The sequence below is a fragment of the Paenibacillus sp. FSL F4-0125 genome (assembly GCF_038008565.1).
Lineage (GTDB): Bacteria > Bacillota > Bacilli > Paenibacillales > Paenibacillaceae > Paenibacillus_AQ.
The window spans coordinates 2932170-2949827 of the sequence record NZ_JBBOZJ010000001.1 but is presented as its reverse complement, the minus strand read 5'-3'; the positions used below and the strand labels follow the sequence as shown (position 1 = coordinate 2949827).

The following is a 17658-nucleotide window of genomic DNA, read 5'->3' as shown; positions in this document are numbered from 1 at the left end:
AAGTCTCAGCAATCACTAACGGCTTTGACATATCGTGAAGTGATTAACTGTGGCCTTGTAATCGCACTTCCTACCACAACATAAGCTGCACCAGCCTTCTTAGCTCTCGCCGCATCCTCCGGTGTCCATATCCGCCCTTCTGCAACTACGGGAATATTCACGAACTCGCATAATTGCTGAAGCAAAACAAGATCTGGTCCTTCTTGCTGTGTACTGTAAGGTGTATAGCCGGAAAGTGTTGTGCCAATGAAATCTACACCTAGTTCTTCCGATGCCAATCCTTCCTCCAAAGTCGATATATCTGCCATTACAAGCACACCCATTTGGTGGGCATATGCGATTAAAGGCTTAACCGACTCAAAGCGTCCTTCCCGATTCGTAACATCTAAAGCAACAATATCCGCTTTTGCGGAGATAATTGCTTTCACTTCTTCAAGGGTTGGCGTAATAAATATGGCTGATCCGGGAATATCCCGTTTAATTAGTCCAATAACCGGTACATTTACCTCTTCTTTGATCGCTACAATATCTGGAACTCCATTCGTCCGGATACCAATTGCCCCTGATTGAACCGCTGCTCTTGCCATTTTTGCCATTGTATCCCCACCATGAAGCGGCTCATGCTCAAGTGCCTGACATGATACGATCAGACCTTTCATCGGAAAGATATCGCTCATTCGAGTCATCATTAACCCTATCCCTTCGCTTCAAGAATATAATCTAATATTCTATTGTTGAGAGCTTCCACCCGATCCTGATCGGAGTCTTTGATAGGTAGAAGTGGCATTCTTGGTGTACCCGTTTCAAATCCCCGCAGACTCAGGATTGCTTTACATGCACCATATAATGATGGAAAGGATAATAATTCTACAATGAGATCGTTGATAATGAACTGCCATTTCTGCGCCTCAGCCATATCACCTTGCCCATAACATTGTTCTACTTTTAAAAATAGCTCGGGCATAACCCCATAGGTTCCACCAATCCCACCATCCGCCCCGATACTGCGGCCAGCCAAGTACTGCTCATCCGGTCCATTCAATACAAGAAAATCATTTCCACCTGCTGCCTTAAACTGCTGAAGCTCAAATGTACTTTCTGCTGAAATCTTCACGCCAATCACTTTATCCTGCGCAGCCATCTTAATTAACAAGCTTTTTGATAATTGAAAACCAGTCGTTTGCGGGATATGGTAGATAATAAATGGAAGCGATGTACTATCAATGATCGCCTGCCAATGGCTTTCAACACTGTCCGGAGACAAACGGTAATAAATTGCTGGAACAGCCGATACCGCGTGTGCGCCTACGAATTCAGCATGTACCGCAAGCTCAACACTATCCCGTGTAGATGGAGCACCAACGTGAGCAATGATCGTTAGCTCCTCTCCTACTTCCGCTATAACGGCTTCGAGCATTTGTTTGCGTTCCTCTACAGATTGCAGCATGCCTTCTCCTGAGCTTCCTCCAACATAAAGACCTTTCACACCAGTAGAAGCATAATGACGAGCTAATTTCTGTGCCGCTTCTTTATCTATATTCCCCTCAGCATCATAACTGGAGTACAAAGCGATAATAATGCCTTTAAAAGCTTCAAGATCATATGATTTCATAGATAATAGCCTCCATCGCTAAAGCCAAATATATTAATTTTCGTTGTTATATGAATTTTCAACCCTTAACAGCACCCATAGTGATCCCTTGTGTGAATGCCTTTTGAAACATTAGGAAGATTGCAATCATAGGAATCGAAGCTAACGCAGCACCTGCCATAAGCAGTCCATAGTTCGTTGTGAATTCGCCGCGTAGTGTCGCTACCCCAAGTGGCAAGGTCATCATCGAAGTGGATCGCGTCATAATTAGCTGGCTGAAATAATCGTTCCATGAAGTTATGAAGGTGAATATAGCCAGTGCACCCACTGCTGGTTTCAATAACGGTAAAACGATCGTTCCAAACAATCGAATCTCTGAGCTACCGTCAATTTTCGCCGCTTCAATCAACTCTCCCGGAATCGTCTGCGCGAACTGTTTCATCAGAAAGACTCCAAAGGGCCAGCCAATCGCCGGTAAAATAAGCCCTTTATACGTATTGACCCAACCAAAGTCAGCTAACATCGTAAACAACGGTACAAGAATAACTTGCTTAGGCAATGCCATGGCGGCAACAAACATTGTGAAGATAATTCCTCGTCCGGGAAATGATTTCTTTGCAAGAACATAACCGGCACAGGAGGAGACAATACAGATTGCTGCCATTTCTGCAAAAGCAATAATAAAGCTATTAAACATCCAGCGTTCTACCGGATTCTTAAATAATTCTGTCCAGTTCTGTAGCGTCGGCTTTAGCGGAAACCACTCCGGTGGGATGGTCGTTGCCACAGTTTGAAGCTTAAAGGCTCCCGAAACTACCCAATAAAAAGGAAAGATAAAAAATAATGTAGCCAAGATCAATAGAATGGTAGCTATTATTTTTGGAATCGTTAATTCTTTTTTCCATGCGCTTACTTTCTTAGACTGGGTTATAGGTGCTTTCAGTTGTAATGGATTCGTAGAATTCATGATGTCCCCTCCTTAATACTCAACATCGCTGCCAAAGTATTTGAATTGAATGATAGAAATAATCCCAATTACTATTGCGAGTATGACGCCCATTGCTGAGGCATATCCGAAATGACCTAACATAAAGGCTTGTTCATAAACACCATACATAACGGTAGATGTGCTATATACTGGTCCGCCTGAGGTAAGGAGTTGAATCAGTGCGAAACATTGAAACGTATTAATCGTGGTTATCACGATAATATATAAGTTCGTTGGCATCAGCATCGGCCATAATATTTTCCGGAAAATTTGCCAAGGGGTGGCTCGATCTATCTCTGCAGCTTCAATATAAGAGGTAGGAATGTTACCAATGGAGGCCACATATAAAATGATCGGTTGACCTACAGAAGTCGTTATTAAAACCACAATAATTGCAAGTAATGCTGTTCTTGTATCCCCTAGCCATGAAACAGGCTCCATTCCAAACAAACCCGTCAAATAATTCAGAATTCCGTAGTTGGGATGGTAAATCCAGCCCCACACGACCGTGATACTTACAACCGATGATACGGCTGGCAAGTAGAACACACCGCGGAAAAATGATCTAGCAAACTCTTTTTTCTTATAGATATTCATTGAAACAAACAGTGAAAAGATAATCACGATCGGTACGGTGATCACAACAAGCAATAAAGTATTTCCCATGGACTTTATAAAATTATTGTCTTTAAATAATGAAATATAATTATCGAGACCAATAAAACTAAAATCTCTCAAAGAGTAATCAAAGAAACTAATATAGACTCCTTTTACCATCGGGTAGGCTACAAACAGAAGAAAGAATCCAAACGCTGGTAATAAGAAAAGATAACTCATCATCCAGTCACGTATCACATAACCTTTAATTTTGCGTACCGTTGTCCCCACAACCTTCTCCCCATTTCTCTGATGATCAAGCATAAACGACTTTGGCATCCTTATAAGGACGGTGAGCGTTTAAGCGAGAAAAATTATGATATTTATAGGTGTGTAGCTTGAATTTTTTTCAAAAGAATAGAGTGCTTCCCGCACTCTATTCTTTTGAATACCATTCACTTTTTATTTCATAGCCGCTTTGGCTTTAGTAATCGCTTCGTTAGCCTTTGTAGCAAAACTATCCAAAGCTTCCTTGCCGGTAGCGCCTCCAGTTAAAGCACGTTGTAATTCAGGGAACCAGAAGGTACGAATATCTGCATATCCATCTGCAATTGTTGGTGCATCTGTCGTAAATTTACGAGCATATTCGGCGTATTTGTACTCCGGATCGTCATATAGTCCAGTAATCGAATTACGAACCGAAAGACCGCCTGTTTGAATCAAGTTTTTCTTACCCCATACTGGATCATTAGCAATGAAATCAATCAGCTTCTTGGAAGCTGCAATCTTAGCTTCATCACCATTATTAAATACGGCCATCCCGCCCAGATAAGGTTCAAGCTTCGGTTCCGAACCATCTAAAGTAGGGAATGGAAGAAGAATATCTTCGAATTGAACCATCTTCTTGGATACGTTCTGTGCTTTTAGCACAGCGGAATAGTTAAGTGTAAAGGCCAATTTTCCTTGCAGGAACAAATCGTTCACATCAGCAGCAGCTAGCGATGCTGCACCGGAGACACTGAGTTTATCTTTCGTAGCTTGGACAATCCAATCCAGCGCTTTTGCAGCATTATCTGTGTTGATAGCAACTGCGGAATTGTCTTCATTTAGGAATCTGGATACGCCTAAGTTAGCAAGATAAGCGCGAGTGCCTTGGTCTCCGGCTTGGCTCTTCGCGAAGAACCCTGTTGGAATAACATCCGGAGCCTTTTCTTTCACAGCTTCCAATGCCTTTTTATATTCTTCAAACGTCCAAGTTCTATCTTCCTTATCCAGAGGAAGTAAATCTAGAGCGCCTATCTTTTCAAAAATAGTCTTATTAACCGCCATCATAAATGGTGCTGTATTGATCGGGTACATAAAGATGTTGTCGCCTACACTTGACTGCTTCCAAAAAGCTTCTGAAATATCATTCTTCACTTCATCAGTCACCATGTCGTTAAGCGGTGCAAGCAAATCCTTTTTACCCCAATCGATAATCCGTCCAGGTGCATCATAGATCACATCAGGCGCAGTATTAGAAGCTATTGCGACATTCAGTTTTTCAGGGCCGCCTTCAAAGGTGATCATCTCAAGGTTGACTTTAATTTCAGGATTTTTCTCATTGAAAGCAGCAATGATTTCCTTTTCATATTTGCCAACTTCACCATCTAAAGCTTGAAAGCTCGGAAAATTCCACCATGTAATCTCTACTGGCTTAGCAGCAGCCTCAGTTGCTGCGGGCTCAGTCTTGTCAGCGTTATTACTTGGTGTAACTGCTGAATTCGCCGTGTTCGTATTTCCACATGCAACTAACTGTGTACCTAAAAGTGCGACACCAACAATACTCATTAGCCCTTTTTTCATTGCTTTCATGTGCTACCCCCAATTATTTTTTTGTGGAATAAGTACTGCTCTCATTCCTTGCGCTAATCATAAATCAATTGTAAATTTAGGAGAATCCCACTCCTTTTACTTTTAGGGCTCTTTTCTGACATATCCCTTCAATCCACCCCTCTTCAATGTTATAATACATTACATATTCCACCTATTAACAATTAAATTTATATTTTTTCACTTTTCCGCCTTAATGTAACCCTTTTAATCTTACATCTAATGGCATTTCCTTACGAGCGATCCACTATAATTCTAGTCTTCCGGAGGGATTTCATGTACAAACTATTGATTGTAGAGGATGAACCATTAATAAGAACGGGCTTAAAACATTACTTTGCTTGGGAAGAGCTTGGGGTTCACAACATTATTGAAGCAGAGAATGGAACAGAAGGAATGGCCACTGCACTGCGTGAGAAGCCCGATTTGGTGATCACTGATATCCGGATGCCCCAAATGGATGGTCTACAAATGATTGAGCAGATTCGCAATCTGCTTCCCGATACATTATTTATCATTTTGACTGGATTCAACGATTTCGAATACGCTCAGAAGGCTATAAAACTAGGGAATGTACATGCGTTTTTGCTCAAGCCTTTGGAATACGAGGAAAGTCTCCTTGTGATACAAGAATGTATGAACAAGCTTCATCTTAAGCGGCAAGATCGATTGAAACGTTCTAATTTGGAGGGGGCACAGCTTGTAAAGCTGTTACTGGAGGAAGAACAACCTGTAATAGATGATTCTATTGTCCGTGAACTATGTAATTTCAACAGTAACTACTATCTTTATCTGCCCTTTGTTTTGTCGGGAATTCCTATGAGAGGAAAGCGCGCTCAATCTACGCTCTGGATGAGAGAATATGCGGAGAAGTTCATTCATCATGCTGTAGAGGAGTATCTCCATGCCTCTACACCGCACACTGTTTTTACATATTCATCTAAAACTAAGCTCTATGGACTTATTGTATTGGGATCTCCAGCTTCTATTGATAATTTCCCTCTTCAGACTAAAGTGCAGACACGAATCGATCAATATCTGAAGCTGCTTACGCTAGAACATCACCTAGGCCTCTATTTAGTTATAGGTAAGACTACGGAGAACCCTGCACAAATAAATGCATTGCTGCATGAGAACGATAGAATGTTATATCAACGCTTTTACAAGAGAGATTGTAGGTTTATCTACGTGCCACAATGGATAGAAGGCTCCAATTCTATTAAACCATCCCTAATTCAACTCGATGAAAATGATAAGAAACGGATGATCTCCTGCATCGAAAGTGCTAACGAAATAGAGACGCTCCAGCTGATGCACCGGCTGTCTCAAGATATTTTGAATAAAGCTGATGTTTCTTCTCCAGATTTTTGGCTTGCATTTCTTCAGGAAATTATAAGTACCATTCTCCGCTTCGCTAATAAGAACCACATCCATATCGAAGGCGTGTACAGCGAAAAGCTCCTGAATCTAACCTTTGTAGATGAATTTGATTCAATTGAGAACCTTTTTGACTGGCTTGGCAGATGGATGGTTCATTTAGGAACTGTTTATTCCGAAGGGCTGACCCACAACAACCAACAGGATGTGATCATATTCGAGCATATTAAATCCTTCATAAAAGAGAATATTGATCAAGATGTGACTCTACAGATGGTAGCAGATCGATTCTTCTATAATCCGTCTTATTTAAGTCGATTATTTAAGCGAAAACTTGATAAGAACTACATGCGATTTGTAACCGAAATTCGGATGGAATATGCGCAGGAATGCTTAAAAAAACCAGAGTTTCTAGTGACCGATGTCTGTACGATGTGTGGTTACAAAAGCTATAAGCATTTCGTTAAAACATTCCGAAGCATCACAAACATGACTCCATCGGACTACAGAAAACAGTCAGGCTGGTGACCCAAAATGATGCAGATAGAGCAACCAAAAAAACGGTACCGAATGAGACATGTCAATCGTCAGATTTTCGTGCTGATGATCCTGACCATTACCATTCCACTTCTAATCATATCGGCAATCATCTATATCTTTTCAAACCAAGCCGTCAAAAATGAATACCAGAGCAGCTCTAATCTGATCCTTAATAACCTCTCATTCAATATTGACCAATATCTTCAAAGCATTGATAAGGGCACACTCAACGCTCAAGTAGATAGCCAGCTCCAAGCCGCACTTGAACATTGGACGATCCATAAAGACGACATAGGGAATGACCAGAATATTCAGTATGGGAACACAATTGAACATTTCATCAGCGGAATTGAGATGACGATTAAAAATGTTGATAGTGTGCAGATTTTTGCGGGATCACGTGTGTTCTACTCTGCTAATTTCAATCGTGCGGATTATGATGTGAAGGATTATACCCATGAGGATTGGTATTTGCAGACCCAACAGAAAAAAGGTGGAGTGATCCTATTTGGGAGCCATACCCCCTTCTATCGCACCAATTCCAAACAATCCGTCATTTCTATCGCCCGCGTCATAAATAAAAAAGGCAGCAAGCAGCCCATAGGTGTTATGTTAATCGACATCCGATTGGACTCATTACGTGAAATCTTAAAGCTTTCTGAGAATAGTAAACGAAAATTCATTATTTTAGACGATAAGGGTGGCAGTGTATATAGCTCTGATAACATGGAAACCTCACCTTTACAACCTATCCCTATAGGAACTCAGGCGCTTAATACTTTCATGAACAATGATACGGGGAGCTTTTATGGTACTTTTGATGAAAAGGATTCGTACATTAACTTTGTAACGTCTCCCTATTCCAACTGGAAGGTCATTCAGTACATTGATGAGAAAGAGATGACTAAGCAGGCTGCTTTTCTCGGGAAAATCATTTTAACATTAGCGCTCTTGTCGCTTGTCACTGCGATCTTATTCATGTATATCCTATCGGAGCGTGTCACTAAGCCCATTATTCTTTTAAGCCGAAAGGTCAAGCTGGTGGGGATGGGGAACTTCGATGTGGATTTGTATAGTGAGCGTCAAGATGAGTTTGGGGTTCTCTATAATGGAATCCGTAAAATGGTGAAAGATCTGCAAAATTATATCGAGCGGTCTTCTATGGCCAAAGCACAACAAAAAGTAGCCCAGTACGGCGCTCTCAAAAGCCAAATCAATCCACATTTCCTAGCGAATGTACTTGAATCTATTCAGATGAAAGCCATCATCAATGGGCAGCGTGAGATTGGCGAAATGGTGGGAATTGTAGGAAGATTATTTCGGATTCATATCCAGACCGGAAAGATAACCGTAACCCTGCGAGAAGAACTTGAGCATGTCCGGTTGTATGTAAAGATTCAACAATTACGTTTCGGGGATAAAATTCAATATGTTGAACAGCTAGAACCTAATACCGAAAAAATTAAAGTCATGCACTTTTCCCTTCAACCTATCGTAGAGAATGCTATTGTCCACGGACTGGAATGTCGAAGTGAGCCAGGGTTTCTTGAGGTGTCTTCTATGATTTCGGGGGATGACATGCTGATTATCATTAAGGATAACGGAATTGGCATCGATGAAGAGAAACTTAAACAGTTACGTTTCCGTCTCTCTCAACCATCAGATACCTTGGATGAAGATCATATTGGTATAAAAAATGTTCATGATCGTATTCAATTTCATTTTGGTGAATCGTATGGGATTGAAATCACCAGTCAAGTAGGAGAAGGAACGACTGTGATCATCCGACTCCCAGCAAAATCCTAGACATCTTGCTCAATGATTCCTATTTGAGGATCGAAAGTAAGCATTTTTGTTGCTATTTTATCGATGAAAAAGCGGTCATGACTAACAGTAACAACAGCTCCAGGAAAATGGATGAGTGCTTGTTCCATCACCTGAATACTTGTTAAATCTAAATGATTGGTTGGCTCATCCAAAATAATGACAGCCGCGCCAGAGAGAAGGCATTTCGCTAACGCTACTCTGGCCTGCTGCCCTCCCGACAGACTGCCGATCGTTTTGTTTAAATCCATTTCCGAGAATTGCAGCATCGATAAGAATTTATTCACTTTTTTTCGGGGAGCATCGAGCCCCAGCCCATATACATTTACGGCATGACTGACAGTATCCTTAGGATCAAGTTCATCCCACATTCGATTAAAATACGCGTAGCTGACCCCACGTTCCCAAGTCACACCACCCGTCTCAGGCTCCTCTTGCCCAGTCAATACCTTTATGAGTGTCGACTTCCCGCTGCCGTTAGGCCCCACAATAGCTATCCGATCTTCCTTTTGAATATCAAAGCTTATGTTCTGGAATATCGTCCGACCGTCATAGCTCTGTCCAATTCCTTTGACTTCAACAAGCTTGTCCGGAAAACGTAAATTGCTGTAGATATCGGTGATCAAAACGTTCACTGGATGAGGCTCCACACGCTTTTTCATATCTGTCAGCTTACGTGACAGGCGATCCTTGGAGGACTTTTTGTTCCCGCGGGCTTCAATAGCCTCCGACTCCATAAGCAGAAGCTCTTCCTCCCACTCAAACTGTCGGACAAGCACCTTTTTACGCATCTTCTTTTTCCGGACATAATCGGTGTAGTTGCCTTCATATTCCTGAAAATGATAATTCTCGATTTCTATCGTCCGCGTAACTACTCTGTCAATAAATTGCCGGTCATGAGAGATTAGAATCATCGCGCCATTAAAACGGTGCAGCCACTGCTCCAGCCATACGATCCCTTCGATATCTAAAAAGTTAGTAGGCTCATCAAGCAATACGACATCAGGCATTTCTATTAAGACTTTAGCCAGTGCTGCGCGGTTTCTCCAGCCTCCAGACAGCTCATCAACAGGTTGATGCCGTGATCTTTCATTGAAGCCCAATTTAGTCAGAACAGTGTTGATTTCGACGGATACATTCCAGCCATCCAAATGGTCCATTTGTTCAAAAAGCGCCGCTTGTCGCTCTAAAAGAGTATTCATCTGATCATCATCTGTCACTTGCCCAAGCTGTTCCCCGATTTGGTTAAGCTCTTGTTCGATGAGCGCTACCTGCTCGAAGCACAACTCTAACTCTTGCTGAACAGACAAGGACCCGGAAAGCTCAGAGAATTGAGAGAAGTAGCTGATCTTTACGTTAGGATCTAACTCCACTTTTCCCGCTGTAGGCTCCTCTTTTCCCATCATCAGTTTAAACACAGTTGACTTCCCCGCACCATTTCGTCCGATTAATCCAATCCGTTCGCCCTTGCTAACTCGAAAATAAATATCTCGAAAAATCAATGTATTCTCGTATTTCTTAGTTACGTTCTCCATACGGATTACGCTCAAATCTACCACCCCTAGTTTATCTAGATCAGAATTCATCTCAAAACACTCAAAGAGCTATTATAGCACTATTTAAAAAGAGGACTTCAAAATCATATTGCCGGTCAAAAAAAGGCCGCCGTTAGCGGCCTTTTGTCTGTATAGCGAATTCATATACATATTTTTGTACATTTAGCTCATATCTATTGCTCATTTTTTCAGTATATCAATATACGCATCCTTCTCGCGATCAGGTCCCGCATTGAGCTTCAATCGAATGGATTTCGGATGATCCAATACGTTGCTGCTAAAGTTGCTTATAAATCCATCCTCACTGCCACTTCCGCCAATCGAGTTATTTTTCAATTCACGCTTCCCAACTCGCGATGTCAACTCACTAGGAGTCTTTCCAAATAACTCATTTCTGATCTCCCAATTAGTTTTTAAATCCTCACTTAGCGTATATTTGACTACTATACTTAACGGAGACAGCTCTACCTGTGCAAGATTCACTTTATTCCCGTCAATCATAAACGGCTGATTAAGAACTATTGTCTCCGTCTTCTGCTCCCAGAATTTTGAATCGATAGAGAAGCTCACCTTTAAACGATCAGAATAACGCATATCAGCTAGATTCGTTCCCGTATTCGGTTTTGCTAGCATGCCGGGATCCACTGAAGCGATCTGAAAATTGGCCACAACCTCTTTTGGAAATGCTTTATTCTTATCTAGTGAATAGATAGTTTTTCCGAGCCATTTATAAATACTATCCTCAGCATGTAAACCCATCCCACTTCTATTCCCATTTTTATCCACAACGCTTTGTCCTGCAGCATCTGTCAGCCACACACTATTTACGTTGTAAATTTCCTGACCACCACTTGAAGTCCCTGTATACAGCAGCATAATTTTATTTTCGTCAGCGATCACTGCATTCAGAGTGATTTTATACCCGTCTTTCTCAGCGCTTTTATTGACGATTTGCACATAATCATTTCGAATAGCAGATTCTAACGTAAGGGCATCAACATCAGCATCAGCCAATTTCTTAAAAGGTTCCAGTACACCCCAATCACTTGAATCAATACTAGTAGAGGCTTGTTGAGGCAGCAGTTGGGATGGATTGAAGAATAGTAATCCTGCGACCATCATTGCAGCAGTCAGAACAGCCATCGCGCTTTTTGCGAACATTAAATTTTTACCGCGTTTCTTACCTAGCTCGAGTCCTGCTTGTATGGCATAGATTTGTGCGGCGGCACTCTCCATTTTGTGCTCCTGCGGGATCCTTTCGGCATCGATTAACATGGCAAGCTCCTCCTGGCTACTCATTGTTCCAATCACCCCGATTCTTAATGATCGTTCTTAACTGCTTTAATCCTTTATGCTGCCACGTCTTGACCGTTCCCTCAGGTTTATCCAGAATGTTCGCTATCTCGCTCAAGGTCATATCATTGTAGTATTTAAGTAACAGCACATGGCGATACTTGGGCTTAACCTGTTCGAGTGCCCACAGCATTTCCATTCGATGATAGCCAATATGCGTAATTTGCTCCCCCATTCTCTCATCTACAAGCGGCATGGAACGTTTTCTGCGTCTTTGTTCATCTATGCAGACATAAATCAGGATCCGAATGATCCATGATTTGAATGCTTTGGGATCCTTTAATGTTTTTCTTTTAATCCAAGCGCGGCAAGTCATTTCCTGCATCGCTTCAAGCGCATCATTCCGGTTACGTAAATAGCTATAAGCTATACTGTACAGTTGTTCTCTATGTACCAATATGGAATCGTAGAAATCCGTCTCGCTCCGAGTATCAAGAACCGTTACTTTCTTCATTTCTGCATTAGTCATTGACATATCCTTCCTTAGCCCCCTCTCCTAAACCTCTCATAGATTAAGACGGGGAGCGTATCGAAACGGTTTTATTTGTATTAACTTTTTTTGAGGCTGAGCACTTTAAGATTATAACATTCTATAAAAAATGAACGATAAATGTTATGATAGATAAAATAGGACATAATCAATAGTACGCACTTAAAAGTACCATAGGCACTAAAAAGTACCTATGCATTGGAGGATATTATGACAACGATTAAGAAAAAATACAATATTTCCGTTGAGGCCACACTCGAAGTTATTGGAGGAAAATGGAAGTGTGTGATTCTCTGTCATTTAACTCATGGTAAAAAACGCACATCAGAATTAAAACAATTGATGCCGGGGATTACTCAAAAAATGTTAACACAACAGCTTCGAGAGTTGGAAGCCGATGGAATCATCAACCGGATCGTATACAATCAGGTTCCACCAAAAGTGGAATATGAGCTAAGTGAATATGGTAATAGTCTAAGCGACATTTTAACTTCGCTCTGTAACTGGGGAGAACAACATATCATTAAGCAGTACGGTGATAAGTATGCTGTTTTAGAGGATAACATTTTAAATAAATAAAGAGAGAAACCATAACTTCAATCTTCTAAGAACCCCTTCCTTAATGGTTGGGGTTTGTTTGATATTTATGCTGCAAAAGTTGAGGTTTTAATTATACGCCCATGAAAAAAAGGGCAGCTAAATCAGATCGATTTAACTGTCCCGTAGCTTAAATTACGCCGTCTCCACCTATAGCAGTTGCTGTGAATGATATGGGTCCAAATAGATTGATAGGCAAGTTGCTATCATTTTGAATTACCAATTCATAGTTGTGGATCCCAATATAAGGACCATCAACCCACTGAACATTTAATTGAATATCAGTAGTTGTAGTAAAACGAAAAAAGGATCTATAAATATCGACTCCAGCACGTCGGATTAAAACAAGAAATTGGCTGTTAGCAAGTGCAGTAAGACTAAAACTACCATTTAACTCGACTCTGCTGGAGAAAGAGGCCGGATTAGCCGGACTAATATTTACTTGCGCTGTGGCTAGACCCGCTCCAGCTCCAGGAATCCCTGCAACCGTTATAGCTGTAGTAAACGGGTCTAACGGGATTTTTGCCTGTGACCCATAACTTATAATTGTCGCCATTCTTAATCACTCCATTTCAAGGTTATAGAATAGTATATTGTGAATCCGCAATGATAGATTGGACTTAATTCCTGATGATTATATACATTTAAGTTATACTTTTACTAGATTATAAAACCTAGATACTTCGAATATCATCCTCTAATTTCCACCTATTGACAAACTCACTTATCAGAATTACAATTACCCAAATATCATGAACAACGCTGAAAAAGGGTAAGTAGACAAATGTACATGGACTTCAGAGAGCCGGTGGTTGCTGCGAACCGGTGTCCAGCGTCTGATCGAATGGCCTTTAGAGTTGCTCTTCCGAACCATCTTACTTAGATGCTGTAGGAGAAGCCGGGGTTCCCGCCGTTATCAAGGGACCTGTATCTAGATTGTTCTTAACACTCTCCGTACAGGTAAGAGAAGATCGTAATACTAACGAAACTTGGTGGCGCGATTAATTAAGGTGGTACCACGACAACTTCGTCCTTATTGGATGAGGTTTTTTTGTCATTTAAGGAGGTGATGGCCATGGATGATGGCTGGTGGTGGCGATTCAATGTTAATCAAAAGCGACAAAACAGGAGGAATTTAAATGATAAAAGAACGTGTATTAACTGGAGATCGAGTGACCGGAAAGCTCCATCTCGGCCATTACGTGGGCAGCTTGCAGAACCGAGTGGCTCTACAGGAGCAATATGATACTTTTGTGTTTCTAGCAGATATTCAAGCCCTAACGACTCACTTTGATCAGCCTCAACTACTGGGTCAAAACTTGAATGAAATCACACTGGACTATTTATCGGCGGGTATACATCCGGATAAAGCCACAATATTCATTCAATCGATGATTCCAGAGATTGCCGAACTGACTGTTCTGTTCTCCATGTTCGTCACTGTAAATTCGTTGCGGCACAATCCTACCATTAAAGCCGAATCGAAAAATTCCAGCTTAGATGAACTATACTATGGTTTTCTTGGGTATCCAGTAAGCCAGACTGCCGATATAACCTTTTGTAAAGCGACGATTATTCCTGTAGGAGAAGACCAGCTTCCCCATCTGGAGTTGAGCCGCAAAATCGTACGTAGATTTAACGAGCTGTACAGCCCTATCCTTGTGGAGCCCAGAGCGCTTATCAGCGATACCCCAAGACTAGTGGGAACAGACGGCAATGCAAAAATGAGCAAAAGCCTAGGTAATGCCATCGAGCTGGACTCCACGAAGGAAGAGATCACCTTCAAAATCCGCAAAGCCACAACTGATCCAGCCCGTGTTCATAAAAATGATCCTGGGCATCCAGATATTTGTCCCATTTATGCTTATCATCGCGCTTTTCGTTCCCACGGCGCCACAGAAATTCGCGAGAGCTGCGAAAATGGCTGTATAAGTTGTTCTGCCTGTAAGCAGCTTATCACGACAGCTCTAGACCAGTTAATTGAACCGATGCGTGAGCGGCGCTCCTATTATGCAGCCAGACCCAAGGTTGTTGAGGATATCTTATTATCCGGAACTAAACGTGCCCGTAACATTGCTCAAGAAACGATGTCCGAAGTACGCGAGGCCATGGGCCTTAATTATTTCTCAAAATAATCTGATCCGTATGGGCAATAAAAAAACGCTGGACTCTCTATTGGAGAGAGCTCTGGCGTTTTTTTAGAAACAATTATTGACTCTTCATCATCCAGCGTCACATTGGACAGCGGCTCTTAGAGGAAAAAAGAAGAAATTGTCGAATCATTCATTTAAATCATAGTAGAAAGAAGAATGGACATGAATACATTTTATTCACAGCTTGGACGTGTGCTTGAAGAGAGAACTCCGTTCCACCAAGATGGTTACTATCTTTTATATGATGGAAACAGAGCAAAATTTAGTCCCACTAAACCTAATCATATCGAAATTGTTACAGCTGAAAGTTTTGTAAATACTCTCGTTAAGAACTGTAAAGCAGTCATTTCTTCTTTCGCGAGTGGACCTGACAATAAAGATGTCTATGTTTTTAATCTTCAAGCTGATGAGTTCTATAACATCAACATTTACCTAAATACCCTTGAAGGCTTCCAGCGGGCTTTAGAGAGAAATCCAAAGGATCGAGATGAACGTTCAATAAACTGGTTGAAATATAATCAGGGGGATTTTCGGTACCACTTATGGCTCGAAGACGATATGATCGTGAATTATTTTACCCAACTAGCAGATCTGACAACTTATCCAGAAGAAGATTTTCTCTTTAACACGGAGGATCAACCTATCATTGCCTTTGAAGCAGGGATTATTAAAACGGGGTATTATCTGCTGACGCTAAAAGCAATGCAGCGTTTGATCACTGAGGGTGAGCTTCAGTCATTAAATACAACTGAAGACTTTATTGCCTTTGCCTCCACAGGGAACAATGACGTAGATTACAGTATTGTGATGCCAAAAACCATTGAACCTGCTTTATTCGCAAAGATTTTCCCATTTGATTATGCAAAAGATTTACAATTTCGAGAGCTGATGTTGCAGAATCAACATTTCTCAGTCACTGAATATTTAGATTATTGGTCCGACGCGGTTCTTAGCAGCTACAGTGACACGATTCCATATATTTACGGGAAGTCTGACCTAGAAGTGTTCATACAAATGGAGCATCTTGGAAATGCACTGGCTCAGGAATGCATCCAACGTTTAAATCCCTTAATAGATTTGGAGAACATTGAAATTGAGAATTATTACTTCATTTATTACTATATAGAAGCGCTGCATTTTGCAGGACCGCTAACAGAGCAACAACTTGATGATTGTAAGCAGCTAGCAAACCGCATGAATAAAAGAGGCGAAGATCTGGAAGACGCTTTGCGCGAAATAAACGCTGTAATAAATTTATAAATATTCTCAAAAGAAAAGGCCGTAACCCTCCCCCAAAGGGATCATTACGGCCTTATTTTCACTTACAGCACCCAATTCCCTTTACGGAATACCGGTTCAATCGTGCCATCCGCCAGTTCTCCATCAATATCCAGTTCTGCCGAACCGATCATGAAATCGACATGCGTTAAACTGACATTAGCACCTCTTGCCACAAGCTCTTCATTCGTAAGCTTTGTGCCGCCTTCAATATTGACAGGATAGGCACTTCCCATCGCGAAATGGCAGGAGGCATTCTCATCAATCCCTGTATTGTAGAAAATTCGGTTCAAACGAGAGATTGGAGAATCATGCTGCACTAAAGCCACTTCTCCTAAATAGGATGCACCTTCATCCGTTGCCAGCAGCGAAGTCAGATGCTCACGTCCGGATTCTGCTTCATATGCAACTACTTTTCCATCTTTAAAGGTGAATGAAATACCTTCTACCAAACGTCCATTCAGATTCAAAGGGAGTGTACTTCTAACTGTACCATTCACACCTGTACGATGGGGCATCGAATAGATTTCTTCGGTTGGCATATTTGCCACGAAATACACACCTTTATCATTCTCCCCACCGCCTCCGCGCCATAGATGACCTTCCGGAAGCTCCACATGCAAATCCGTTCCCGGTGCACGGTAATGCAGGCTTTTATAACGCTTAGCGTTCATTCTATCCTGACTCTCTTTTAATTGACCGATATGTTCTCTCCACGCGGCAACAGGATCCTCGCTACCTACACGATTCATCTGGAATACAGCTTCCCACATCGCTTCTACTCGATCTTCCTCAGGGAGATCGGCAAACACCTTGTTTGCCCAAGCACGCGTTGGAGCCTTAACGAGAGACCAGCTGATTTTGCTATTGCGGGTATATTTAGAGTAGTTTTTGCGAGCAACAGCTGCTGCTTTAACTGCTCTTGATACTTTAGAAGAATCAATACCATTGAACAATTCCGGATCAGGTACTTTAATATGTAAGATGGCGCCGTTCTCTTCCGCAAACTTCTCCATCATTTCTGCTTGCCACTGTGGATAATAATCAAAGGAATCTTCCGGAGCTTTTTCATAACGAATCCGTGTAGTCGCTTCATCGTCCCAATCTACAATTACATATTTAGCACCTGCTTCATAGGCTTTACCTACAATCAAGCGAGTAAGCTCAGCAGTTTCAATAGGCGCATGCACCATTAAGACTTGTCCAGGCTGTACATTTACCCCAACCTTTACAACCAGGTTCGCATATTTCTCTAACATGACATCAAAATCTTTCATGAATTCTCTTCCTCCATCTCTATGGTTGCTTTACTGTCGCACCAAAGCACCGGAGCTCCTTAACAGCAGACGGTCAGCTTCACTTCTTATTTTAACGCAAAATGCTAAGAGTTGCGATTCGTTATAAGAAAGCGGCCCCCATGAAGGGAACCGCTCACGTAAAAT

At 41.6% G+C, this 17658-nt stretch carries 15 protein-coding genes and 1 other annotated feature; of the genes, 5 read left to right on the top strand and 10 right to left on the bottom strand.

From position 1 onward, the window contains the following. Positions 1-5: 5 nt before the first annotated feature. From NST74_RS12780 to NST74_RS12760, 5 genes are all read right to left on the bottom strand, one after another. Positions 6-689 (bottom strand): N-acetylmannosamine-6-phosphate 2-epimerase, encoded by a 684-nt coding sequence (locus NST74_RS12780; protein ID WP_341112364.1) that lies wholly within the window; start codon positions 687-689, stop codon positions 6-8. 5 nt (positions 690-694) lie between these two features. Then, entirely contained in the window at positions 695-1612 is a 918-nt protein-coding gene (locus NST74_RS12775; RefSeq protein ID WP_042127079.1) for a dihydrodipicolinate synthase family protein, read from the bottom strand. A 58-nt stretch (positions 1613-1670) separates the two neighbouring features. After that, a complete protein-coding gene (locus NST74_RS12770; RefSeq protein WP_081390057.1) occupies positions 1671-2558 on the bottom strand; it encodes a carbohydrate ABC transporter permease in 888 nt (295 codons plus the stop codon). A 12-nt stretch (positions 2559-2570) separates the two neighbouring features. Then, positions 2571-3500 (bottom strand): carbohydrate ABC transporter permease, encoded by a 930-nt coding sequence (locus NST74_RS12765; protein ID WP_445668138.1) that lies wholly within the window; start codon positions 3498-3500, stop codon positions 2571-2573. A gap of 138 nt (positions 3501-3638) precedes the next feature. Then, the gene (locus tag NST74_RS12760; RefSeq protein ID WP_042127077.1) at positions 3639-5030 is read right to left on the bottom strand and encodes an extracellular solute-binding protein; all 1392 of its coding nucleotides are present in this window, start codon (positions 5028-5030) and stop codon (positions 3639-3641) included. Positions 5031-5324: 294 nt separating this feature from the next. On the opposite strand from NST74_RS12760, the gene NST74_RS12755 reads away from it, so the two are divergent. Beyond that, positions 5325-6953 (top strand): response regulator transcription factor, encoded by a 1629-nt coding sequence (locus NST74_RS12755; RefSeq protein WP_341112363.1) that lies wholly within the window; start codon positions 5325-5327, stop codon positions 6951-6953. A gap of 42 nt (positions 6954-6995) precedes the next feature. Then, positions 6996-8771 (top strand): cache domain-containing sensor histidine kinase, encoded by a 1776-nt coding sequence (locus NST74_RS12750; protein WP_341112361.1) that lies wholly within the window; start codon positions 6996-6998, stop codon positions 8769-8771. Here the strand turns inward: NST74_RS12750 and NST74_RS12745 are convergent. The 3 genes from NST74_RS12745 to NST74_RS12735 all read right to left on the bottom strand — a co-directional run bounded on the left by NST74_RS12745 (position 8768) and on the right by NST74_RS12735 (position 12173). After that, positions 8768-10339, bottom strand: coding sequence for an ABC-F family ATP-binding cassette domain-containing protein (locus NST74_RS12745; protein ID WP_341112360.1), 1572 nt, complete (start codon positions 10337-10339; stop codon positions 8768-8770). The two genes, NST74_RS12750 and NST74_RS12745, sit on opposite strands and share 4 nt — an antisense overlap. A gap of 186 nt (positions 10340-10525) precedes the next feature. Continuing rightward, positions 10526-11644, bottom strand: coding sequence for a DUF4179 domain-containing protein (locus tag NST74_RS12740; protein ID WP_341112358.1), 1119 nt, complete (start codon positions 11642-11644; stop codon positions 10526-10528). Further along, positions 11637-12173 carry a sigma-70 family RNA polymerase sigma factor gene (locus NST74_RS12735; RefSeq protein ID WP_081954069.1) on the bottom strand — a complete coding sequence of 179 codons (537 nt, stop codon included), beginning with the start codon at positions 12171-12173 and terminating at the stop codon, positions 11637-11639. The genes NST74_RS12740 and NST74_RS12735 overlap by 8 nt, the downstream gene beginning before the upstream one ends. Positions 12174-12398: 225 nt before the next feature. On the opposite strand from NST74_RS12735, the gene NST74_RS12730 reads away from it, so the two are divergent. Beyond that, positions 12399-12767, top strand: coding sequence for a winged helix-turn-helix transcriptional regulator (locus NST74_RS12730; RefSeq protein WP_042127064.1), 369 nt, complete (start codon positions 12399-12401; stop codon positions 12765-12767). Between the two features lie 148 nt (positions 12768-12915). Here the strand turns inward: NST74_RS12730 and NST74_RS12725 are convergent, their stop codons facing one another. Further along, on the bottom strand, positions 12916-13341 hold the full coding sequence (locus NST74_RS12725) for a hypothetical protein (RefSeq protein ID WP_042127063.1): 426 nt from the start codon (positions 13339-13341) through the stop codon (positions 12916-12918). A gap of 197 nt (positions 13342-13538) precedes the next feature. Next, positions 13539-13823, top strand: a binding site (T-box leader). A 101-nt stretch (positions 13824-13924) separates the two neighbouring features. Between NST74_RS12725 and trpS the strand changes: the two genes are divergently transcribed. Both trpS and NST74_RS12715 read left to right on the top strand, forming a co-directional pair. After that, complete coding sequence (gene trpS / locus NST74_RS12720; protein ID WP_341112356.1) at positions 13925-14920, top strand: tryptophan--tRNA ligase; 996 nt, start codon at positions 13925-13927, stop codon at positions 14918-14920. 180 nt (positions 14921-15100) lie between these two features. After that, complete coding sequence (locus tag NST74_RS12715) at positions 15101-16198, top strand: DUF4303 domain-containing protein (protein ID WP_341112355.1); 1098 nt, start codon at positions 15101-15103, stop codon at positions 16196-16198. A 62-nt stretch (positions 16199-16260) separates the two neighbouring features. Here NST74_RS12715 and NST74_RS12710 read toward each other — a convergent pair whose 3' ends face one another. Then, a complete protein-coding gene (locus tag NST74_RS12710) occupies positions 16261-17493 on the bottom strand; it encodes an aminopeptidase (RefSeq protein ID WP_341112354.1) in 1233 nt (410 codons plus the stop codon). Positions 17494-17658: the final 165 nt, after the last annotated feature.

Excerpts from the sequence above, each read along its gene's own strand:
- NST74_RS12765 (WP_445668138.1), bottom strand. The coding sequence starts at position 3,500 with ATGCTTGATCATCAGAGAAATGGGGAGAAGGTTGTGGGGACAACGGTA.
- trpS (WP_341112356.1), top strand. The coding sequence starts at position 13,925 with ATGATAAAAGAACGTGTATTAACTGGAGATCGAGTGACCGGAAAGCTC.
- NST74_RS12740 (WP_341112358.1), bottom strand. The coding sequence starts at position 11,644 with ATGAGTAGCCAGGAGGAGCTTGCCATGTTAATCGATGCCGAAAGGATC.
- NST74_RS12755 (WP_341112363.1), top strand. The coding sequence starts at position 5,325 with ATGTACAAACTATTGATTGTAGAGGATGAACCATTAATAAGAACGGGC.
- NST74_RS12780 (WP_341112364.1), bottom strand. The coding sequence starts at position 689 with ATGATGACTCGAATGAGCGATATCTTTCCGATGAAAGGTCTGATCGTA.
- NST74_RS12775 (WP_042127079.1), bottom strand. The coding sequence starts at position 1,612 with ATGAAATCATATGATCTTGAAGCTTTTAAAGGCATTATTATCGCTTTG.
- NST74_RS12710 (WP_341112354.1), bottom strand. The coding sequence starts at position 17,493 with ATGAAAGATTTTGATGTCATGTTAGAGAAATATGCGAACCTGGTTGTA.
- NST74_RS12735 (WP_081954069.1), bottom strand. The coding sequence starts at position 12,173 with ATGTCAATGACTAATGCAGAAATGAAGAAAGTAACGGTTCTTGATACT.
- NST74_RS12715 (WP_341112355.1), top strand. The coding sequence starts at position 15,101 with ATGAATACATTTTATTCACAGCTTGGACGTGTGCTTGAAGAGAGAACT.
- NST74_RS12760 (WP_042127077.1), bottom strand. The coding sequence starts at position 5,030 with ATGAAAGCAATGAAAAAAGGGCTAATGAGTATTGTTGGTGTCGCACTT.
- NST74_RS12725 (WP_042127063.1), bottom strand. The coding sequence starts at position 13,341 with ATGGCGACAATTATAAGTTATGGGTCACAGGCAAAAATCCCGTTAGAC.
- NST74_RS12750 (WP_341112361.1), top strand. The coding sequence starts at position 6,996 with ATGAGACATGTCAATCGTCAGATTTTCGTGCTGATGATCCTGACCATT.
- NST74_RS12770 (WP_081390057.1), bottom strand. The coding sequence starts at position 2,558 with ATGAATTCTACGAATCCATTACAACTGAAAGCACCTATAACCCAGTCT.
- NST74_RS12730 (WP_042127064.1), top strand. The coding sequence starts at position 12,399 with ATGACAACGATTAAGAAAAAATACAATATTTCCGTTGAGGCCACACTC.